Source organism: Duganella sp. Dugasp56 (assembly GCF_047304105.1).
GTDB classification, from domain to species: domain Bacteria; phylum Pseudomonadota; class Gammaproteobacteria; order Burkholderiales; family Burkholderiaceae_D; genus Rugamonas; species Rugamonas hordei.
This window is the reverse complement of record NZ_JBGLYQ010000002.1, coordinates 174,699-191,714: the sequence shown is the minus strand read 5'-3', so window position 1 is coordinate 191,714 and position 17,016 is coordinate 174,699. Positions and strand designations below refer to the sequence as shown.

Here is a 17,016-nt window from a genome sequence, read left to right as displayed (position 1 = left end):
CGGCGATGGATAAGATCCGCCTGAACAGGAACAGGCGGCCTCGGAGCGAGCTGTTTAGAACTTGGCGCGCAAGCCAAGCGAGTAGGTACGGCCTGGCGAGTATTGCGTGAAGTTGGCGTTGCCGAACTGGAAGTAGCCGCGACGCGAGTCGTTGTTCAGGTTGACGATGTCAAAGCTGAGCGTCGGCCAGTTATCCTTGTCGAACACTTCCGCCAGGTCGAGGCTCGACGAGAAGTCCAGCTGCTTGTAGTTGTCCGAGAACAGCGCCGCGTTGGTGATGCCGTTCTGGTTGGCCGTTGCAGTCTGGCTGCCCTTCGAGAAGGTGTGCGACAGGCGCGCCATGTAGCCGTGGTTCTCGTAGTAGACCGAGAAGTTGTTGGTGCGCTTCGGCACGCCCAGTGCGATGAAGCCGTTCAAGCCGTCGCCGCTGGCGCGCTGGGTGATGAAGGTGGCCGTCTCGTTGAAGCCCACGCCGCGGAACGGCAGGATCTTGTCGAGCGGCTGGACCCAGCCCAGTTCCAGGCCGCGGATGCGCAGGTCGCCGTCGGCATTGCGGGCGCGGGTCAGCACCACGGTGGCCTTGTCAGGACCGCCGCGCGAATCGATGGCGGTCTGCTGGTTCGGCGTCAGCGTGTTGTAGTTGATGCCGTAGGCGGCCAGCGCGCTGAATGGAGCGGTGACGTTTTCGTTGACGGTGAAGCCATCCACCTTCTTCTGGAACACGGTCAGGCTGACGTAGCCTTCGCGGCCGGTGTACCAGTCCAGGCCCAGGTCGATGTTATCCGACAGGTAGGGCTTGAGCGCCGGATTGCCCACCGAGCCGACGTCCGCCGACACGCCGGAGAAGTTCACGCCAGGACGCAGCGCGTTCGGGTCGGCGCGGGTCAGGCTGCGCGACAGGGCGGCGCGGGCCACCACGTCGCTGCGCAGGTTGAGCGCCACGGTGCCCGACGGCAGCGTGTTGTTGTACGTGGTTTCCTGGTACACCCACTGGTCGATGTTCGGGTATTTGCTGCCGTTCAGCGTCAGGTTGGCGTTGCGTGGATCGGTGATCGAGTTGAGCGAACCGACCGACTGCTTGGTGCGCACGTAACGTACACCGCCGTTGTAGCGCAGAGGGAAGCCGGACAGGTCATACTTGCCGTTGGCCTCCATGTACAGGCCGGTGGTCTTCTCGCCGATAAAGCCCGCCGCCGCGCCGGTCGACGAGGCGCCGCTCGATGGCGCATTGTCGTAATACTTCTGGTACTGCGCATCCTTGGCGAAGCGATCCCAGTCGACGATCGGACGGCCGTACGGGCCCGGCACGATGTAGCTGGCCAGCGCGCTTTGCGGAATCAGCGAACCGCCATAGGTCAGCGGCGTGGTGGCGCCGGCGGTGTAGCCGGTGCCGTAGCCAGGGTACAGCGCGGCGGCGCTGGCGCCCGGGGTGGAGGCGCCGTTGCATGGCGGCGCGCCGTTCGGTCCCTGCAGGAACACGCTAGGATTGTTGCCGCACACCGCGGCCTGCCACGCGGCCGAGTTGTCGGTGGCGTTGATGCGGCGGGTGATGTCATCGTAGGCGAGGCCGCCCTTGATGTTGAACTTGTCGTCACCCCAGGTCAGGTCGCCGTGGAAGCCCTTGGTCTCGGTCTTGCGGAACTCGTTCTGGATGTTGACGCGGCCCGTGTTCCACACATAGTTGGCCGGGTTGTTCAGATCCACATTGGAAACCACGGACGGAATGCCGCCGGTGTTGGTGTAGGTGACCGTGTTGCCGCTGTTCGGCGCGGTGATCGGATAGACGGTCGGCGCCTCGTGGGTGAAGTTGCTGCGCGTGTAGTTGACCTGCGCGTCCAGCTTCAGCGTAGGCGTGATCTTCCATTCCATGCCCGGGTTCAGGCCCAGCATGCTGACCTGGTCGTGACGGTAGCCGTGCTCGAAGAAGTTCTGGGTGTTGGCGAAGGTGCCGCCGGCGACGGTGCAACCATCGCTGCAGTCGCTCTTGTCGACCGTCATGTTCAGCGGGATCATGCCGCCGTTGCGGACCGACCAGTCGTAGTCCATGCGCGTCATCTTGTCGTCGCGCTTGCTGTACATGGTGTCGACGTAGAAGTGCAGGTTTTCGGACGGACGGTATTCGGCGCTGAAGATGGCCGAGCCCTTGTCCTTGGTGCCGAAGTAGTCCATGGTGCGGCCCAGGCGCGGCAGGATCGCGTTGTCGATCTGCTGGATGGTCAGGCCGGGATTGTGCGCCAGCAGGAAGGCCTGGTCGATCACTGTGCCCGGCACCAGGCCGTTACCCGCGCCGGCCGGCACGGTGGCCGGGATGGTCCAGTTGCCGCCGCCGGTGTTGTTGCGGTTGGCGGCCGGGTTCTGTGCGGCCGACAGGTTGGCGTTGGTGTAGCCGACGGTTTCCCAGCCGGTGGTGTGGATCTGCTGGCGCGACAGGGCGATGCCGCCCAGGATGCCCCAGTTGCCGAAGGTCTGGCTGGCCATGAAGGAACCGCGGCCGCCGGTCTTGTCGGCGATCTGCTGCTTGGTGGCGGTGACGCTGCCGACCATGTAGCGGCCTTCCTTGTCGAACGGCCGCGCGCTGCGCAGGTTGACCACGCCGGCGGCGCCGCCTTCGATCATCTCGGCGGTCGGGCTCTTGCTGACGGTGAGCTTGGTGAACAGGTCGGTCGGCAGCAGGTCGAGGTCGACCTCGCGGTTGGTGTTGGCGCCGTCGATCGGGCCGGACGAGGCCACGGCGATCGGCGCGCCGTTCAGCAGGATCTTGGTGAAGCTGGAACCCAGGCCGCGGATCTGGATGGTCGAGCCTTCGCCGGTGATGTCGCGCGACACGCCCACGCCGGGAATGCGGCTCAGCGATTCAGCGATGTTCTTGTCGGGGAATTTGCCGAAGTCTTCGGCGTTGATCGAATCCTGGAAGCCGACCGCTTCCTTCTTGTCCTTGGCCGAGGACAGCAGGCTGTTGCGGTAGCCGCTGATCTGGATGGTCTGGATCGCGGGCGCATCGGCGGCGGGGGCCGGCGTTGCGGGAGCGGCGGGCGTGCCGTCCTGTGCATAAACCTGGGAAATCAGACTGGCCATGGCCGTCAGGGCGAAGGCGAATTGCCGGCGCGAACGGCGGCCTGGTGCTGGGTAGCTGCTTGACATTGATGTCTCCTCTTTGTAAGTCGTAATTTATTGCTTTTATATGGTAGCGCAACCATTTTGAGATCAATAAAAGTGGATGTCAACAAAAATCAGCAAAAAAAGCTATACGCTACCATTTGTTGCAATTGAGTCATTTTTCATCGCATACGATATCCCCGCCTTTTGCCACTGGCCTGTTTTACAATGCTGTCAAGGAGGCACTTATGACCATACATCTGGATCATCTGTTGGTGCCGTCGCGCGACAAGGTGGCGGCGGCGAAGATGCTGGCGGAGTTGCTGGATGTGCCGTGGTCCGCCACCGGCATCGGTCCGTTCGCGCCGGTGTTCGTCAGCGATGGCTTCACCATCGATTTCGACACCTGGCCCGAACCGATACCGCTGGCGCATTACTGCTTCCGCGTCACGCAGCAGGAGTTCGACGCCATCCTCGGCCGCATCCGGGCCGCCGGCATTCCCTACCGCAGCTCGGTGCACAGTCCGGTAGACTACAAGGTCGATACCTATCACGGCGGCAGCATCGTCTACTGGAACGAGCCGGACGGCCACCAGTGGGAAATGCTAACGGTAAGCTATGCACGACAATGAAACGGAGCAACGGTTGAAAACAATAGGGCTGATAGGCGGCATGAGCTGGGAATCGACGGTGCCTTACTACCGTCAGGTTAACGAGACAATCAAGGAGCATCTGGGCGGACTGCATTCGGCCAAGGTGGTGCTGTACAGCGTGGACTTCCATGAAGTCGAGCGGCTGCAGCACGCCGGCGACTGGGACGCGGCCGGCGCGCTGCTGGCCGGCGCGGCGCGCTCGCTGCAGGCGGCCGGCGCCGATTTCCTGGTGCTGTGCACGAACACCATGCACAAGGTGGCGCACGCCATTGAAGGCGCGGTGAACATTCCGCTGTTCCATATCGCCGACCCGACCGCGGAAGAAATCAAGCGCGCGGGCTACACCCGGATCGGCTTGCTGGGCACGCGCTTCACGATGGAGCAGGCGTTCTACAAGGACCGCCTGCGCGAGCGCCACGGGCTGGACGTGATCGTGCCGGGGCAGGAAGACCGCGACATCGTCCACCGCATCATTTACGAAGAACTGTGCCTGGGCCGCATCGTCGACGGCTCGCGCGACGAATACCGCCGCATCATCGCCGGACTGGTCGAGCAGGGCGCGCAGGCCATCATCCTCGGCTGCACCGAGATCTCGCTGCTGGTCGCGCAGCAGGACGCGGCCGTGCCGCTGTTCGACACCACCGCCATTCACGCGCGCAAGGCCGCCGAATGGGCGCTGACTTCCATGGAGAAAAAATGAAACTGATAGGCATGCTCGATTCCCCTTACGTGCGCCGCGTGGCGGTGACCTTGCAGCTGATGGGCGTGCGCTTCGAGCACCAGTCGCTGTCGGTGTTCAGCACCTTCGAGCAGTTCCGCGCGATCAATCCGGTGGTCAAGGCGCCGACCGTGGTGGCCGACGACGGCACCGTGCTGATGGACTCCACGCTGATCGTGCAATATGCGGAAGCGCTGGCCATGCCGTCCAGCCGCCTGACGCCGACCATGCCGGCCGAACTGTTGCGCTCCCTCCGCGTGCTCGGGCTGGCGCTGGCCGCCTGCGACAAGGGCGTGCAGCTGGTGTACGAGCGCATGGTGCGGCCGTCCGAGAAGCTGCACCAGCCGTGGGTGGACCGCGTGACGGTGCAGATGCTGGCGGCGTTCGACGCGCTGGAAGCCGAGCTGCGCGCCCATCCGCTGTCCGTGGCCGACATGGACCACGCCGGCGTGATGACGGCGGTCACCTGGCACTTCATGCAGCAGATGTTGCCTGAGGTGGTGGCCGCCGCCAGCTATCCGCTGCAGGCCGAGTTCTCGCGCCAGGCCGAAGCGCTGCCAGCCTTCCGCGCCGCGCCGCATGGCGACAGCACTTATCAAGGTTAAAAACAATGCCCCTGACTTCTTACCTGAACACCAGCCCCGTCCTCGGCGACAACATTTTCCTGCACGCCTCCGCGCAAGTCATCGGCGATGTGCGCATCGGCCGCGACAGCTCGATCTGGTGCAACACCGTGCTGCGCGGCGACGTCAACAGCATCGTCATCGGCGAGTGCAGCAACGTGCAGGACTTCGCCATGGGGCACGTGTCGCACAAGAACGCCGCCAAGCCCGACGGCTCGCCGCTGATCATCGGCGACTATGTCACCATCGGCCATTCGGCATTGCTGCACGGCTGCACCATCGGCAACGAATGCCTGGTCGGCATGGGTTCCATCATCATGGACGACGTGGTGATCCAGGACCGCGTGATGGTCGGCGCCGGCAGCCTGGTCTCGCCGGGCAAGGTGCTGGAGAGCGGCTATCTGTACGTCGGCCGCCCGGCGCTGCGGGTGAGGGCGCTGACCGCCGAGGAGATCGCCTATCTGAAATACTCGGCCGAGCATTACGTCCGTATCAAGAACAACTACCTGGCATAGCCGGCATCCGGCAGGTCCCATTGTTTCATAATAAATCTATTGTAAATTTTTCTATGTTTGCATATTATGTGGTTAATTTGTTATTTCAAATAATTAACTCACAGGGATAATCATGAAAAAAATTCGTGGCGCGGTTGTCGCGCTGTTCGTCTCATTGCTGTGTTCCGCTGCCGCCGGCGCGGCCACGATTTCCATCGATTTTGAGCATCTGCCAGGGGCAGATGGCGTTCTCGGTACGGCGGACGATGTTCCGACTGACAATACTTTTATGACTTCCTTGGATGAAAAATTTGCCGCAGTCGGTGTGCATTTTTCCCAGGGATCGCTGCTCCAGGACAGCTTTTACGACGGCAATCCACTCAATCATTTCGTCAGCTCGACCAATCCGATCGCTACGTTCTCGGTGCCGGTGTTCGGCATTTCGATGGACAGCAGGTCGTACTGGACCGCGACGCTGACCGCGTTTGACAGCCACGGGAATGTCCTCGCGACGAATGTACTGTCGAGCTCCAGCGGCACGGTGAGCGTTACCAGCGCTGTGCCGATCTACAGTTTCTCGATCTTGCCACCGCAGCAGCAGCAGATCCTCAACCTGGATAACCTGGTGCTGACGACCGCGCCGGTGCCGGAACCGGAACAGTTCATGATGATGCTGGCCGGCCTGGCGCTGGTGGCGGGGTATGCCCGGCGCCGTTCGCGCTGATCGCCGCAGTAAAAAAAGCCCGGTTCAGTTTCGAACCGGGCTTTTTTGTTTGTACCGCCGGTACCGCCAGGGTCAGCCGTTCAAGGCGGCGCGGCCGAGGGCGGGGTCGTCGGTGAAGAAGCCGTCCAGGCCGGTGGCGATGTAGCGCTTGATTTCGGCGATGGAGCCGGCCTCGTTGCGCGCGGCGTCGCCGGCGTTGTTGCGGAAGTCCGCCGCCAGGAAGTGGTTTTCCGGACGGAAGGTCCACGGCTCCACGCGCAGGCCGGCCTTGTGCGCATCGTCCACCAGCGAGCTTGGCTGGTCTAGGCTGCCGTCTTTTTTCAGCGGAATCAGCGCACGCGTCGGCGGGGCGATCACGTCGGCGTACTGGGCGACTTCGCGCAGGCCTGCGGGCGTGCACATCTGCGCGAAGGTCAGCGTGCCGCCGGACGCGGCGACATCCATCGGACGCACGTTCTCGCCGATGACCAGCTGCATCAGGCGCAGGTTGGCGCGGCGGCCCAGCTTGCCGCGCAGGTATTTCAGGTTGGCGATCTCGAACGACTGGATCTCGACCGGATTGCGCCGCGTGTAGTCGTGCGCCGCGAGGATGGACAGGAAGCGGTCCTCCAGCGGCAGGCCGACGCTGGCGAAATAGGTCGAGTGCTTCAGCTCCGGCACCAGGCCGATGATGCGGCCGCGCGCCGCCGCTTCCGCCGCCGTGAAGTCGATGATTTCTTCAAACGTCAGCACCTGGAACATGCCGTTGTACTGCGCGCTGCCGGGACGGTATTGCGGCAGCCGCTCGACCGCGCGCAGCGTCTTCAGTTCGGCCAGCGTGAAGTCGTCGACGAACCAGCCTTCGTGCGTTTCGCCGTCGATGGTCTTGCGCGCCTTGCGGCTGGCAAACTCGGGATGGGCGGCCACGTCGGTCGTTTCGCTGAGGAAGGCTTCATGGCGCGCGACCAGCACGCCGTCCTTGGTGCTGCACAGGTCCGGCTCGATGTAGTCGGCGCCGTCGGCGATGGCCTTGGCGTACGAGCCCAGCGTGTGTTCGGGACGCAGCGCGCTGGCGCCGCGGTGGCCGAACACCAGCGGCGTCTTCGAACCTGCGCCCACCGGCGCGATGCCCGGCATGCCGGACAGGTCCGGCGTCGACGATGCCGCCAGCACCGAGGCTGGCATGATCAGCGACGCGCCGGCGGCCACCGCCGCCGTTTGAATGAAGCCGCGCCGCGACAGGCGCTTCGGTAAATAAAGATTGTTCATCAGAAGTCCGCCATCAAAGTCAGGAAGCCCTGACGTGGTGCAATCGGGAATGTATTGTAAGTCCCGCTGGCCGCGCCGACCACCACATTCAAACTGCCTTCGCGATTGGCCAGGTTGCTGACGTTCAAGCGATAGCGCGCGTTCTTCACCCAGCCGCCGTTGAGGAAGGGCAGCTTGCCCGATACGCCCAGGCTCATCAGGAAGTAGCTCGGCACGTCCAGGTCGTTGGTATAGGTGGCGTAGCGCTTGCCGACGTAGTCGCCGATCAGCTGGAACTCGGTGTCGGCGACGCTCAGCGTGGCGACGAACTTGTTCATCCATTCCGGGCTGCCCGGCACGGCCTTGCCGGCCGTGGCCACGATGTCCTTGCCGTTGCTGTAGTTGTCCGAGTAGGTCGAGCGGTTGAACGACAGCGCGTCATAGAACGAGAACATGCGGCCGAAGTGCAGCGTGCCGGAGATGTCGATGCCGTCGGTCTTGACGCTGCCGACGTTGGCCAGCACCGGATTGCCGCCGATGATGGACGAGATCACCGGGGTCGGGCTGATCGTCAACAGGCGGTCCTTGAAGTCGACGTGGTAGAGGTTGACCTGGCCGTCGACTGCGCTCAGCGCACCCAAGTCCAGCTGGTGGCTGGTGCGCATGCCCAGCTCGTAGGTGATCGAGGTTTCAGGCTTGGCGGTGGTCTTGAACAGGTCGAACGCCGACTGGCTCGCCAGGCTCCACGGCGAGGCGCCACCACCGCCGTAGGTGACGAACTGGCGCATGTTCTTTTGCACGTTGACGAACATCTGGTCCTGCGGCGTGATGTCCCAGCGCGCGCCCAGCTGCGGCAGGAACCATTTCTTGGTGATGATCTCGCCCACCGGCAGCGCCAGCGAACCGTTGGCGATCGCGCCCTTGGCCGGCTGCACCGGGAACTGGCCGTCGGCGAACTGCAGGCTCGACTTGAAGCCGGCCTGCAGCGCCAGGTCGTCGCGCATGCGCCATTCGTCCTGCAGGTGGATCTGGGCCACCTTGTTGTCGATCTGGCTGCCGTATTGCGTGATCAGCGGATTGGCCGGACGGTCGTATGGCGAGCTCGGGTTGTTCACGTCCAGCGCATACCAGCGGCGATACGCCGACGAGCGGTTGTGCTCCAGCCACAGGCCGCCCTGCAGCTTGTGATTGCCGAATTCGGTGTTCACGGTGGACAGCCAGCCGTTGCGGTTGATCGCGTACTCGGTGGTGCGGGTGGCGTAGCCGGAGTTGCCGAACACCTGCTTCAGGTTCTGGCCCGGGAAGTACACCGCGAACAGCGCCGGCAGGCCGGCCACGCCGATGGGACCTGCCACCACGCCGACGCCGTCGTCGTTGTGGTAGTAGACCTGGTTGGACCAGGTGGTCGCTTCGCCGATGTTCATGTCGAACTTGGCGTAGGTCAGGTAGTCGGTGCGCTGGGCGTCGCTGTAGTAGTTGCGGTAGTTGTTGCCCTCGGCCGCAGGCGTGCCGCCGGTGGCCGACAGGTAGGACAGCGCCTGCTGGAAGTTCGGGTACAGGAACGGACGGGTGTATGGCTGGTACTTCTCGGTGGCCGAGTGCACCGTGCTGTCTTCGTTCGGTTCGATCTTGTCCGAGTAATCGACGAACAGCGTCAGCTTGCCCAGGCTGCTCTGGTTGACGTACTTGGCGTTGACCTGGTCGCCGCCCTGGCGGCCGTTGAAGTCCCAGGCCTTTTGCTCGTGGTGCACGCCGGAGATGTAGGCGCTGTTGCCGTTGCCGAAGTTGCCGGTATCGTAGCGCACGAAGGTGCGCGAGGTGTTGTAGCTGCCGACGGTCTGCTGCACGGCCAGGTTGCGGCCTTGTAGCGGATCGCTGGAGAAGGTCTCGATGGTGCCGCCGAGGTTGCTGGTCGAGGCGGTCGACAGGTCGCCGGCGCCCGACGACAGGATCACGCTGCCGACGTTTTCGCTGATGACGGCGCGCTGCGGCGACAGGCCGTTGTAGTTGCCGTATTGCTGGTCGCCCAGCGGCACGCCGTCCATGGTGTAGCCCAGCTGCTGGCCGCTGAAGCCGTGCACGAACAGCGACAGGTTTTGCTCGTTGTTGCCCCAAGGGTCGGCGGTCTGGAAGCTGACGCCTGGTAAGGTTTCCAGCGCTTTCAAGGGATTAATGCCCGGCAGGATTTTCTGCATGTCGCTCTTGGTCATGGCGACCGACGAACGGGTCTTGCGGGTGGCGATTTCAACGGTGGCGACCGGCGCGGCTGCCGCCGCCGCTTCCGCTTCCGTGGCGTAGTCGGCCGCCGGGGCCGGCGCGGCTGCCATGTCGGCGACGGCGGCGGCAACGTTGGCGGCCATGGCCAGCATAGGGAAGCTCAGCGCGGCGAAGCACACCGCGGATAATTTCTTGTTCATGTTTTGCCTTGAGGAGCAGTTTGAGGGAATAGCAACGTCGCGAATGATAGGGACCGAGTGTTACCGGATCATGACGCTGGTGCGCTACACTGCTGGCTGGAAATTAAGGAGACGACACGATGCGCAGACTTTTGATGCTGGCGATGGCGCTGCAACTGGCCGGTTGCTACACGGTGAATCAATCGGCCCTGGGGAACTTCGTCACGCAGACGGTGCAACCCGGCATGCCGCTGGACCAGGCGCTGGTGCGCATGCGCGCCGAGGGATTCTTCTGCAATACCAGTAGCGCCGGCACGGTGACGATCTGCACTCGCAACCAGGACCGTTTCCTGCGCGGCTCGTGCCTGGAGCGCGTCGACATGGTGCGCAGCGCGACCTCTACACAAACCGTCGGCGCCATCGATGTGATGGAAACCCGCTGCGCAAAAATTTGATATGACAACAGAAAGAAATTCGTTACGCTTGCCGCCCCGCAGGGCGGTGTTGAAATCGCCCGAGGACGCCGAGGCCAAGAAACGGGCGCAGGAGCAAAGAGATGCGGAGGTGCGCGGCGTCGCCTCCATTCACGACATGCGGGAAGCGATCAAGCACGCCGCGCGCGCCTTGCCGGCGATTGCGGAAGTGCCGCTTTTGGGCGTGCTCAGCGCGGCGGCCTTCCGCGCGCGCGCCGCGCAAGGCCTGCCGTTCCTGACGACCGGGCTGGTCAAGCGCTGGCCGCTGTCGGCCCAGCCGCCGGAGATCCTGCGCGAACGCTACAGCCATGTGCCGGTGCGGGCGCGGGTGGGCGACTATATCAACACCGCCTTCGCGGCCGACCGCGCGATGCAGGATATGTCCATGGGGGAGTATCTGGATGTGGTCGACTCGGGCGTGCACGCACTGCCGCCGTACCTGGGCAACCTGGAACTGCGCGAGTTGAACAGCCTGTGCCACTGGCCCACGTATTTCGACAAGATGGGACCGCCGCGTTTCTGGGTAGGCCCGGCCGGCACGGTGACGCCGCTGCACTGCGACTACGACGACAACATCTTCGCGCAGATATGGGGCACCAAGCGCATCTTCCTGTCGCCGCCGCATCACGACGAATTCCTCTACCCGAGGGAGGCGAACGCCATCCTGTTCGGATCGCCGTTCGACCCCGAGGCGCCGGATTTCGACCAGTTCCCGCTGGCGCGCCAGGCGACGATGATCGAGGTCATCGTCAACCCGGGCGATATGCTGTATGTGCCCGCCGGCTGGTACCACCAGGTGCGCGCGCTGACGTTTTCGCTGTCGTCCAACCGCTGGGCCAGGGCCGTGCCGTTCGCGCTGAGGGCGCCCGGAGCTTGATGCCAGCTTAGTGCTTGGCTTCGCTGGCCGGGATCAGCGCTTCCACCGGCGCGTCGGTGGCGAACAGCTGGGCGCAGTCGACTTTGTCGTAGTCGTAGTGCTGGCCGCAGAAGTCGCAGTTGACGCCGACGTGGCCTTGCTCTTCCAGCACGCTGTCCACTTCGGCGCGGCCCAGCATCTTCAGCATGTTGCCGACCTTTTCGCGGGTGCAGGTGCAGTGGAAGGACGGATGCAGCGGATCGAACACGCGTATCGTCTCTTCCCAGAACAGGCGCTGCATCAGCACGTCGATGGTGGTCGACAGCAATTCCTCCTGCTTCAAGGTCGAGCCGAGGATGACGGCGCGGTTCCAGGTTTCCAGCGCCTCGTCCTCGGTCAGCGGGGCGGTCTCGACGGCGGTCTTGCCGCCGTTGTAGGGCAGCTTTTGCAGCAGCAGGCCGCGCGAGACGTTGTCGTCCGCCGCCAGCCACAGCTTGGTGTCCAGCTGTTCCGAGCGCAGCATGTAGTTCTCGATGACGGTGCCGACGTCGTCGCCGTCCAGCGGCACGATGCCCTGGTAGGGTTGCTGGCCGGGCATCTTGTCGGCCGGGTCGAGCGTGATGATGAAGCGGCCCTTGCCGTGCGCGTTCAGCAGCGTCGGCAGCCTGGCGTCGTCGGCGATCGCGGCGTCCGGATCGATCTTGGCGGTGGCGCGCAGGTGCAGGTCGGCGTCGCATTCGACCACCAGCAGCCGCACCGGACCGTCGCCGTGGATCTGCATGATGATGGAGCCGTTGAATTTCAGGTTGGCCGACAGCAGCGCGGCGGCGGCCACCATCTCGCCCAGCAGTTTTTTCACCGGGGCAGGATAGGCGTGGCGCGACAGCACCTCGCGCCAGGTGGCGGAGATGTCGATGAACTCGCCGCGCACGGCGGCGTTGTCGAAGATGAATTTCTGCAGGGTATCCTGGCCGATGATGGGGGTAATGCTCATTTCTTATCCGATCTTTTTGAGTTGCGTCTTGAACAGTTGGCCGCGCTGCACGTAGCCGTCGGCGATGACCAGCAGGCGCGCGGCGTCTTCATCGGTCAGCGTGCGCACGGCCTTGGCCGGCGAGCCGATGATCAGCGAGTTGTCCGGGAATTCCTTGCCTTCGGTGACCAGCGCGCCGGCGCCGACCAGGCAGCCCTTGCCGATCTTCGCGCCGTTCAGGATCACCGCCTGGATGCCGATCAGCGCGCCATCGCCGATGCTGCAGCCGTGCAGCATGGCCTGGTGGCCGATGGTCACGTTCTTGCCCACGGTCAGCGGGTAGCCCATGTCCGTGTGCATTACCGTGCCTTCCTGTACATTGCTGTTTTCACCGATGGTGATGCGTTCGTTGTCGCCGCGCAGCGTCGCACCGAACCATACCGTGGTGTTGGCGCGCAGGCTGACCTTGCCGACAACGTTGGCGGAGTCGGCAACAAACGACGATGCATCTATCTCGGGCGCGTGTTCGCCCAGTTGATATATAGACATTGGAAACCTTAGGTTGAGTGCTGATGAGCGGCGGGATGGCGCTATTTTACGCTTGCGTGGCTAGCGAACGGTCGTGCTATTATTTTGCCTTATCGCTGGCAAGCAACCGATATTGCGCCGGCCTGCGCATTTTCAAGGACCAAACATGAGCTACACGCCTTCCCGTTCCGAATTCCTGGCCATCCGCGGCCTGCGCTGCCATGTGCGTCATTGGGGGCGCGAGGGCGCGCCCAAGATCTTCATGCTGCACGGCTGGATGGACGTGGGCGCCTCGTTCCAGTTCGTCGTCGACGCGCTGCGCGGCGACTGGCATGTGATCGCGCCGGACTGGCGCGGCTTCGGGCTGTCCGAGCGCAGCGGCGCCGACACTTACTGGTTCCCCGACTACCTGGCCGACCTGGACGCGATCCTGCGCCACTACTCGCCGGAGCAAGCGGTCAATCTGCTGGGGCACAGCATGGGCGGCAACGCGGTCGCGCTGTATGCCGGCGCGCGGCCGGAGCGCATCCGCAAGCTGATCAACCTGGAAGGGGCCGGCTTGCGCGCCAGCAAGCCGGATCAGGCGCCCGGTCGTTTCGCCAAGTGGATGGACGGTTTGCTGGAACAGCCGGAACTGCGCAGCTATCCGAGCCAGGCGGCCGTTGCCGCGCGGCTGCAAAAGACCAATCCGCGCCTGGGCGACGAGCGCGCCGCCTTCCTCGCGCAGCACTGGTCGGCGCAGAACGACGCCGGTGAATGGGAAATCCTGGGCGATCCGGTGCACAAGCAGACCGGACCGCTGCCGTATCACGTCGAGGATGTGATGGCTTGCTGGAAGGCGATCGCGGCGCCGGTGCTGTGGGTGGAGGCTGAGCAGACCAATATGTGGACCTGGATGGGCGACGAGCAGGGCGGGCGCGCCGAGTTGACGCGCCGGCTGGCGCATTTGCGCGACGTGCGCCGCGAGGTGCTGGCCGACGCCGGCCACATGCTGCACCACGACCAGCCTGAGCAGCTGGCGCACCTGATCGAGGATTTCCTCGCGGGCTGACAGGAAGGACTTGCCAAGACTTTGCTTATTTGGCATGATTGATCCCATGACTTCCCATCCGACCATGACAACCCGCCGCCACGTCGCCCACGACGCTGGTGTTGCCGCGTTTGCCGGTCGGAGCCTGCCTTTCCGCGCCGTCTCCATTATTCGAATTATTCAGGGTCGCTGAGCTGCGGCTGCGCCGGTGCTCGGCGCCCCCAGCCTCCACGCGGCTCAGCCCGCATTCCCTCGAATATTTTATGGAGCAGCATCATGACCCTATCGTATCCCTCGCTGGCCGAAATCCGCGCCACCGCCCACCGCCTGCAAGGCAAGATCCTCGAGACGCCCGTGTGGCGCTGGCAGACCGGCGTCATCGAGCAGCAGTTTGCCGCAGGCGAGGTGTGGCTCAAGCTGGAATTGTTCCAGAAGACCGGCACCTTCAAGCTGCGCGGCGCCCTCAATTGCGTCGAAGCGCTGGACGCCGAGGAGCTGCGTCGCGGCATCGTCGCCGTCAGCGCCGGCAACCACGCGATCGCCGCCGCCTACGCCGCCCGGCTGGCGGGGTGTAGCGCCAAGGTCGTCATGCCGCGCCACGCCAGTCCGGCCCGCATCGCGGCCTGTCGCGAACTGGGCGCCGAGGTGCTGCTGATGCCGGACGTGCACCAGGCGTTTGCGCGCGGCCGCGAGATCGAACGCGACGAGGCGCGCACCATGCTGCATCCCTACGACGGCCCGCGCACCGCCCAAGGCACCGGCACGATAGGACTGGAGCTGATGGCCCAGGTGCCGCAGCTGGACGCGGTGGTGGTACCGGTGGGCGGCGGCGGCATGTGCGCGGGCATCGCCGCCGCCGTCAAACAGATCAATCCGGCCTGCGCGGTGTACGGCGTCGAGCCGTTCGGCGCGGACGCGCTGTATCGCAGCTTCGCCTCGGGCGTGCCGGAAACGCTGAAACGGGTCGATACCGTGGCCGACAGCCTCGGCGCGCCGTACGCGATGGCCTACAGCTTCGGCGTGTGCCGCCGCTTCGTCAACGAAGTGGTGCGGGTGACGGACGACGAGATCTGCCTGGCGATGCTGCATCTGTTCCGCGACGCCAAGCTGGTGGCCGAGCCGGCCGCCGCCGTGGCGACGGCCGCCCTGCTCGGGCCGCTGCGCGAGCGGCTGGCGGGCAAGCGCGTGGCGCTGCTGGTGTGCGGCTCGAACATCGATCCGTTGCGCTTTGCCGAGCTGCTGGCGCGCGGCGCGCGGGTGCGCGGCGACGGCCTTGATGCAGCCGTGGATGGATTTTGCGCAGGCAGCGTACAATGAGGCCTTCATTGCTGTAATCATTGAGCCATATGTTGAAAGTCGATCTGCACTGCCACTCCAACGTTTCCGACGGCGTCCTCGCGCCGGCCGCGGTCGCGCAGCATGCGCGCAAGGCCGGCGTGGACGTCTGGGCGTTGACCGACCACGACGAAGTGGGCGGCATTGCCGCCGCCCGCGCCGCCGCGGAGGAGCAGGGCATGCGCTTCGTGACCGGGGTCGAGATCTCGATCACCTGGGCCAACGAGACGGTGCACATCGTCGGCTTGCAGATCGACGAAAACAATGCCGGCCTGGTCGGCGGCCTGGCCCGCACCCGCTCCGGCCGCGACAACCGCGGCCACGAGATCGCCGCACAGCTGGCCAAGGTCGGCATCGACGGCGCCTACGAGGGCGCGCTGAAATATGTCGGCAATCCCGACCTGATGTCGCGCACGCACTTCGCGCGCTACCTGGTGGAAATTGGCGCTTGCGCCAATATTCCCGAAGTGTTCAAGAAATACCTGTCCGAAGGCAAGCCTGGCTATGTGCCGCATTGCTGGGCGTCGCTGGCCGATTCCGTCAACTGGATACGCGGCGCCGGCGGCATCGCCGTGATCGCCCATCCGGGCCGCTACAAATTCAGCCCGACCGCGCAGGGCGCGCTGTTCGACGAGTTCAAGCAACTGGGCGGCACGGCGATCGAAGTGGTCACCGGCAGCCATACGCCGGACCAGTATGCCGAGTACGCGCAGCTGGCCAACAGCTACGGCTTCCTGGCCTCGCGCGGCACCGACTTCCATGCGCCGGGCGAGTCGCGGGTGGACTTCGCGTTGCTGCCGCCGCTGCCGGCCAACGTCAAACCTGTGTGGCACGACTGGTTCTGACACGGTAAATTGCTGTATCGATTACCGTCCGCAAGTAATATCTTGTATCTTGATTTTGTGTTCCCGTGGTCATACCTTATGATTTGGGCAATTTGTCCGCACCCGGAGAACCAACAATGAAACGCATCATCCTGTTTATCGCCACCAACCTCGCTGTGATGCTGGTGTTGTCGATCGTCCTGTCGCTGCTGGGCATCGGCCGTCCCGGCTCGGGCAGCACACTGCAGCTGGGCAGCCTGCTGGCGTTCTCGCTGGTGGTCGGTTTTACCGGTGCGATCTTTTCGCTGCTGATCAGCAAGCCTATGGCCAAGTGGTCGACCGGCGCGCGCGTGATCGCGTCGCCGTCGTCGTCGACCGAGTTGTGGCTGGTCAATACCGTCAAGGCGCTGTCCGAGCGCGCCGGCATCGCCATGCCGGAAGTGGCCGTGTACGACGGCGAGCCGAACGCCTTCGCCACCGGCGCCTTCAAGAACTCCGCGCTGGTCGCCGTCTCGACCGGCCTGCTGCAAAACATGAACCGCGACGAAGTGGAGGCCGTGCTGGGCCACGAGGTCGCCCACATCGCCAACGGCGACATGGTGACCATGACGCTGATCCAGGGCGTGATGAATACCTTCGTCGTGTTCCTGGCGCGCGTGGTCGGCTTCTTTGTCGACAATGTGCTGCTGAAGAATAACGACAGCGAGCGCCGCGGTCCCGGCATCGGCTACATGGTGACGGTGTTTGTCTGCGAAATCGTCTTCGGCGTGGCCGCGTCGCTGATCGTGGCCTGGTTCTCGCGCCAGCGCGAATTCCGCGCCGACGCCGGTTCCGCCAAGCTGCTGGGCAGCTCGGTGCCGATGCAGCACGCGCTGGCGCGCCTGAACGGCATGGAGCCGGGCGCCTTGCCGCAATCGATCGCGGCCTCGGGCATCACCAGCGGCGGCGGCTGGGGTGCGCTGTTTTCCACCCACCCGCCGTTCGAGCAGCGTATTGCCGCCTTGCGTAGCGTACAATCCTGATCATTAATAACAGCGGCGAGGGCAGCAGCGGCCCCGCCAGCAAT

The 17,016-nt window shown here is 64.3% G+C and carries 16 protein-coding genes; 11 read left to right on the top strand and 5 right to left on the bottom strand.

The genetic code is table 11. The annotated features are described in order from the left end of the window. Positions 1-54 precede the first annotated feature (54 nt). Positions 55-3,141 (bottom strand): TonB-dependent receptor, encoded by a 3,087-nt coding sequence (locus ACCD07_RS01930; RefSeq protein ID WP_413446343.1) that lies wholly within the window; start codon positions 3,139-3,141, stop codon positions 55-57. Positions 3,142-3,344: 203 nt separating this feature from the next. Here ACCD07_RS01930 and ACCD07_RS01925 point away from each other — a divergent pair, with 203 nt between their 5' ends. The 5 genes from ACCD07_RS01925 to ACCD07_RS01905 all read left to right on the top strand — a co-directional run bounded on the left by ACCD07_RS01925 (position 3,345) and on the right by ACCD07_RS01905 (position 6,308). Then, a complete protein-coding gene (locus ACCD07_RS01925; protein WP_176654311.1) occupies positions 3,345-3,728 on the top strand; it encodes a VOC family protein in 384 nt (127 codons plus the stop codon). Between the two features lie 13 nt (positions 3,729-3,741). Further along, positions 3,742-4,449: an aspartate/glutamate racemase family protein gene (locus ACCD07_RS01920; RefSeq protein ID WP_413446342.1), complete on the top strand. Its 708-nt coding sequence runs from the start codon at positions 3,742-3,744 to the stop codon at positions 4,447-4,449. Continuing rightward, on the top strand, positions 4,446-5,072 hold the full coding sequence (locus tag ACCD07_RS01915; protein ID WP_413446341.1) for a glutathione S-transferase: 627 nt from the start codon (positions 4,446-4,448) through the stop codon (positions 5,070-5,072). The genes ACCD07_RS01920 and ACCD07_RS01915 overlap by 4 nt, the downstream gene beginning before the upstream one ends. Positions 5,073-5,077: 5 nt before the next feature. Next, positions 5,078-5,605 (top strand): gamma carbonic anhydrase family protein, encoded by a 528-nt coding sequence (locus ACCD07_RS01910; protein WP_353404028.1) that lies wholly within the window; start codon positions 5,078-5,080, stop codon positions 5,603-5,605. A 112-nt stretch (positions 5,606-5,717) separates the two neighbouring features. Continuing rightward, the gene (locus tag ACCD07_RS01905; protein WP_413446340.1) at positions 5,718-6,308 is read left to right on the top strand and encodes a PEP-CTERM sorting domain-containing protein; all 591 of its coding nucleotides are present in this window, start codon (positions 5,718-5,720) and stop codon (positions 6,306-6,308) included. Positions 6,309-6,380: 72 nt separating this feature from the next. On the opposite strand, the gene ACCD07_RS01900 is transcribed toward ACCD07_RS01905, so the two are convergent. Both ACCD07_RS01900 and ACCD07_RS01895 read right to left on the bottom strand, forming a co-directional pair. Further along, positions 6,381-7,556 (bottom strand): glycerophosphodiester phosphodiesterase, encoded by a 1,176-nt coding sequence (locus tag ACCD07_RS01900; protein ID WP_413446339.1) that lies wholly within the window; start codon positions 7,554-7,556, stop codon positions 6,381-6,383. Further along, positions 7,556-9,952, bottom strand: coding sequence for a TonB-dependent receptor (locus tag ACCD07_RS01895; RefSeq protein WP_413446338.1), 2,397 nt, complete (start codon positions 9,950-9,952; stop codon positions 7,556-7,558). Before ACCD07_RS01895 ends, ACCD07_RS01900 begins: the two co-directional genes overlap by 1 nt. A 119-nt stretch (positions 9,953-10,071) precedes the next feature. Here ACCD07_RS01895 and ACCD07_RS01890 point away from each other — a divergent pair, with 119 nt between their 5' ends. Together ACCD07_RS01890 and ACCD07_RS01885 are read left to right on the top strand one after the other, a co-directional pair. Then, positions 10,072-10,386, top strand: coding sequence for a hypothetical protein (locus ACCD07_RS01890; protein WP_176654318.1), 315 nt, complete (start codon positions 10,072-10,074; stop codon positions 10,384-10,386). A 1-nt stretch (position 10,387) separates the two neighbouring features. Continuing rightward, positions 10,388-11,281 (top strand): cupin-like domain-containing protein, encoded by an 894-nt coding sequence (locus ACCD07_RS01885; protein ID WP_413446337.1) that lies wholly within the window; start codon positions 10,388-10,390, stop codon positions 11,279-11,281. A gap of 7 nt (positions 11,282-11,288) precedes the next feature. Here ACCD07_RS01885 and hslO read toward each other — a convergent pair whose 3' ends face one another. After that, positions 11,289-12,254, bottom strand: coding sequence for an Hsp33 family molecular chaperone HslO (hslO, locus tag ACCD07_RS01880; protein WP_413446336.1), 966 nt, complete (start codon positions 12,252-12,254; stop codon positions 11,289-11,291). 3 nt (positions 12,255-12,257) lie between these two features. Next, on the bottom strand, positions 12,258-12,782 hold the full coding sequence (locus tag ACCD07_RS01875; protein ID WP_353404033.1) for a gamma carbonic anhydrase family protein: 525 nt from the start codon (positions 12,780-12,782) through the stop codon (positions 12,258-12,260). A 145-nt stretch (positions 12,783-12,927) separates the two neighbouring features. On the opposite strand from ACCD07_RS01875, the gene ACCD07_RS01870 reads away from it, so the two are divergent. From ACCD07_RS01870 to htpX, 4 genes are all read left to right on the top strand, one after another. Next, positions 12,928-13,812 (top strand): alpha/beta fold hydrolase, encoded by an 885-nt coding sequence (locus ACCD07_RS01870; RefSeq protein ID WP_413446335.1) that lies wholly within the window; start codon positions 12,928-12,930, stop codon positions 13,810-13,812. 255 nt (positions 13,813-14,067) lie between these two features. Beyond that, positions 14,068-15,108, top strand: a complete 1,041-nt coding sequence (locus ACCD07_RS01865; RefSeq protein WP_413446334.1) for a threonine/serine dehydratase — start codon at positions 14,068-14,070, stop codon at positions 15,106-15,108. A gap of 29 nt (positions 15,109-15,137) precedes the next feature. Beyond that, positions 15,138-15,971 carry a 3',5'-nucleoside bisphosphate phosphatase gene (locus ACCD07_RS01860; protein WP_413446333.1) on the top strand — a complete coding sequence of 278 codons (834 nt, stop codon included), beginning with the start codon at positions 15,138-15,140 and terminating at the stop codon, positions 15,969-15,971. Positions 15,972-16,087: 116 nt separating this feature from the next. Then, complete coding sequence (gene htpX / locus ACCD07_RS01855; RefSeq protein ID WP_413446332.1) at positions 16,088-16,972, top strand: protease HtpX; 885 nt, start codon at positions 16,088-16,090, stop codon at positions 16,970-16,972. Positions 16,973-17,016 lie beyond the last annotated feature (44 nt).

Bases quoted from the DNA above. Each gene is read 5' to 3' on its own strand.
- ACCD07_RS01930 (WP_413446343.1), bottom strand. From the start codon at position 3,141: ATGTCAAGCAGCTACCCAGCACCAGGCCGCCGTTCGCGCCGGCAATTC.
- ACCD07_RS01925 (WP_176654311.1), top strand. From the start codon at position 3,345: ATGACCATACATCTGGATCATCTGTTGGTGCCGTCGCGCGACAAGGTG.
- ACCD07_RS01915 (WP_413446341.1), top strand. From the start codon at position 4,446: ATGAAACTGATAGGCATGCTCGATTCCCCTTACGTGCGCCGCGTGGCG.
- ACCD07_RS01910 (WP_353404028.1), top strand. From the start codon at position 5,078: ATGCCCCTGACTTCTTACCTGAACACCAGCCCCGTCCTCGGCGACAAC.
- ACCD07_RS01905 (WP_413446340.1), top strand. From the start codon at position 5,718: ATGAAAAAAATTCGTGGCGCGGTTGTCGCGCTGTTCGTCTCATTGCTG.
- ACCD07_RS01900 (WP_413446339.1), bottom strand. From the start codon at position 7,556: ATGAACAATCTTTATTTACCGAAGCGCCTGTCGCGGCGCGGCTTCATT.
- ACCD07_RS01895 (WP_413446338.1), bottom strand. From the start codon at position 9,952: ATGAACAAGAAATTATCCGCGGTGTGCTTCGCCGCGCTGAGCTTCCCT.
- ACCD07_RS01890 (WP_176654318.1), top strand. From the start codon at position 10,072: ATGCGCAGACTTTTGATGCTGGCGATGGCGCTGCAACTGGCCGGTTGC.
- ACCD07_RS01885 (WP_413446337.1), top strand. From the start codon at position 10,388: ATGACAACAGAAAGAAATTCGTTACGCTTGCCGCCCCGCAGGGCGGTG.
- hslO (WP_413446336.1), bottom strand. From the start codon at position 12,254: ATGAGCATTACCCCCATCATCGGCCAGGATACCCTGCAGAAATTCATC.
- ACCD07_RS01875 (WP_353404033.1), bottom strand. From the start codon at position 12,782: ATGTCTATATATCAACTGGGCGAACACGCGCCCGAGATAGATGCATCG.
- ACCD07_RS01870 (WP_413446335.1), top strand. From the start codon at position 12,928: ATGAGCTACACGCCTTCCCGTTCCGAATTCCTGGCCATCCGCGGCCTG.
- ACCD07_RS01865 (WP_413446334.1), top strand. From the start codon at position 14,068: ATGACCCTATCGTATCCCTCGCTGGCCGAAATCCGCGCCACCGCCCAC.
- ACCD07_RS01860 (WP_413446333.1), top strand. From the start codon at position 15,138: ATGTTGAAAGTCGATCTGCACTGCCACTCCAACGTTTCCGACGGCGTC.
- htpX (WP_413446332.1), top strand. From the start codon at position 16,088: ATGAAACGCATCATCCTGTTTATCGCCACCAACCTCGCTGTGATGCTG.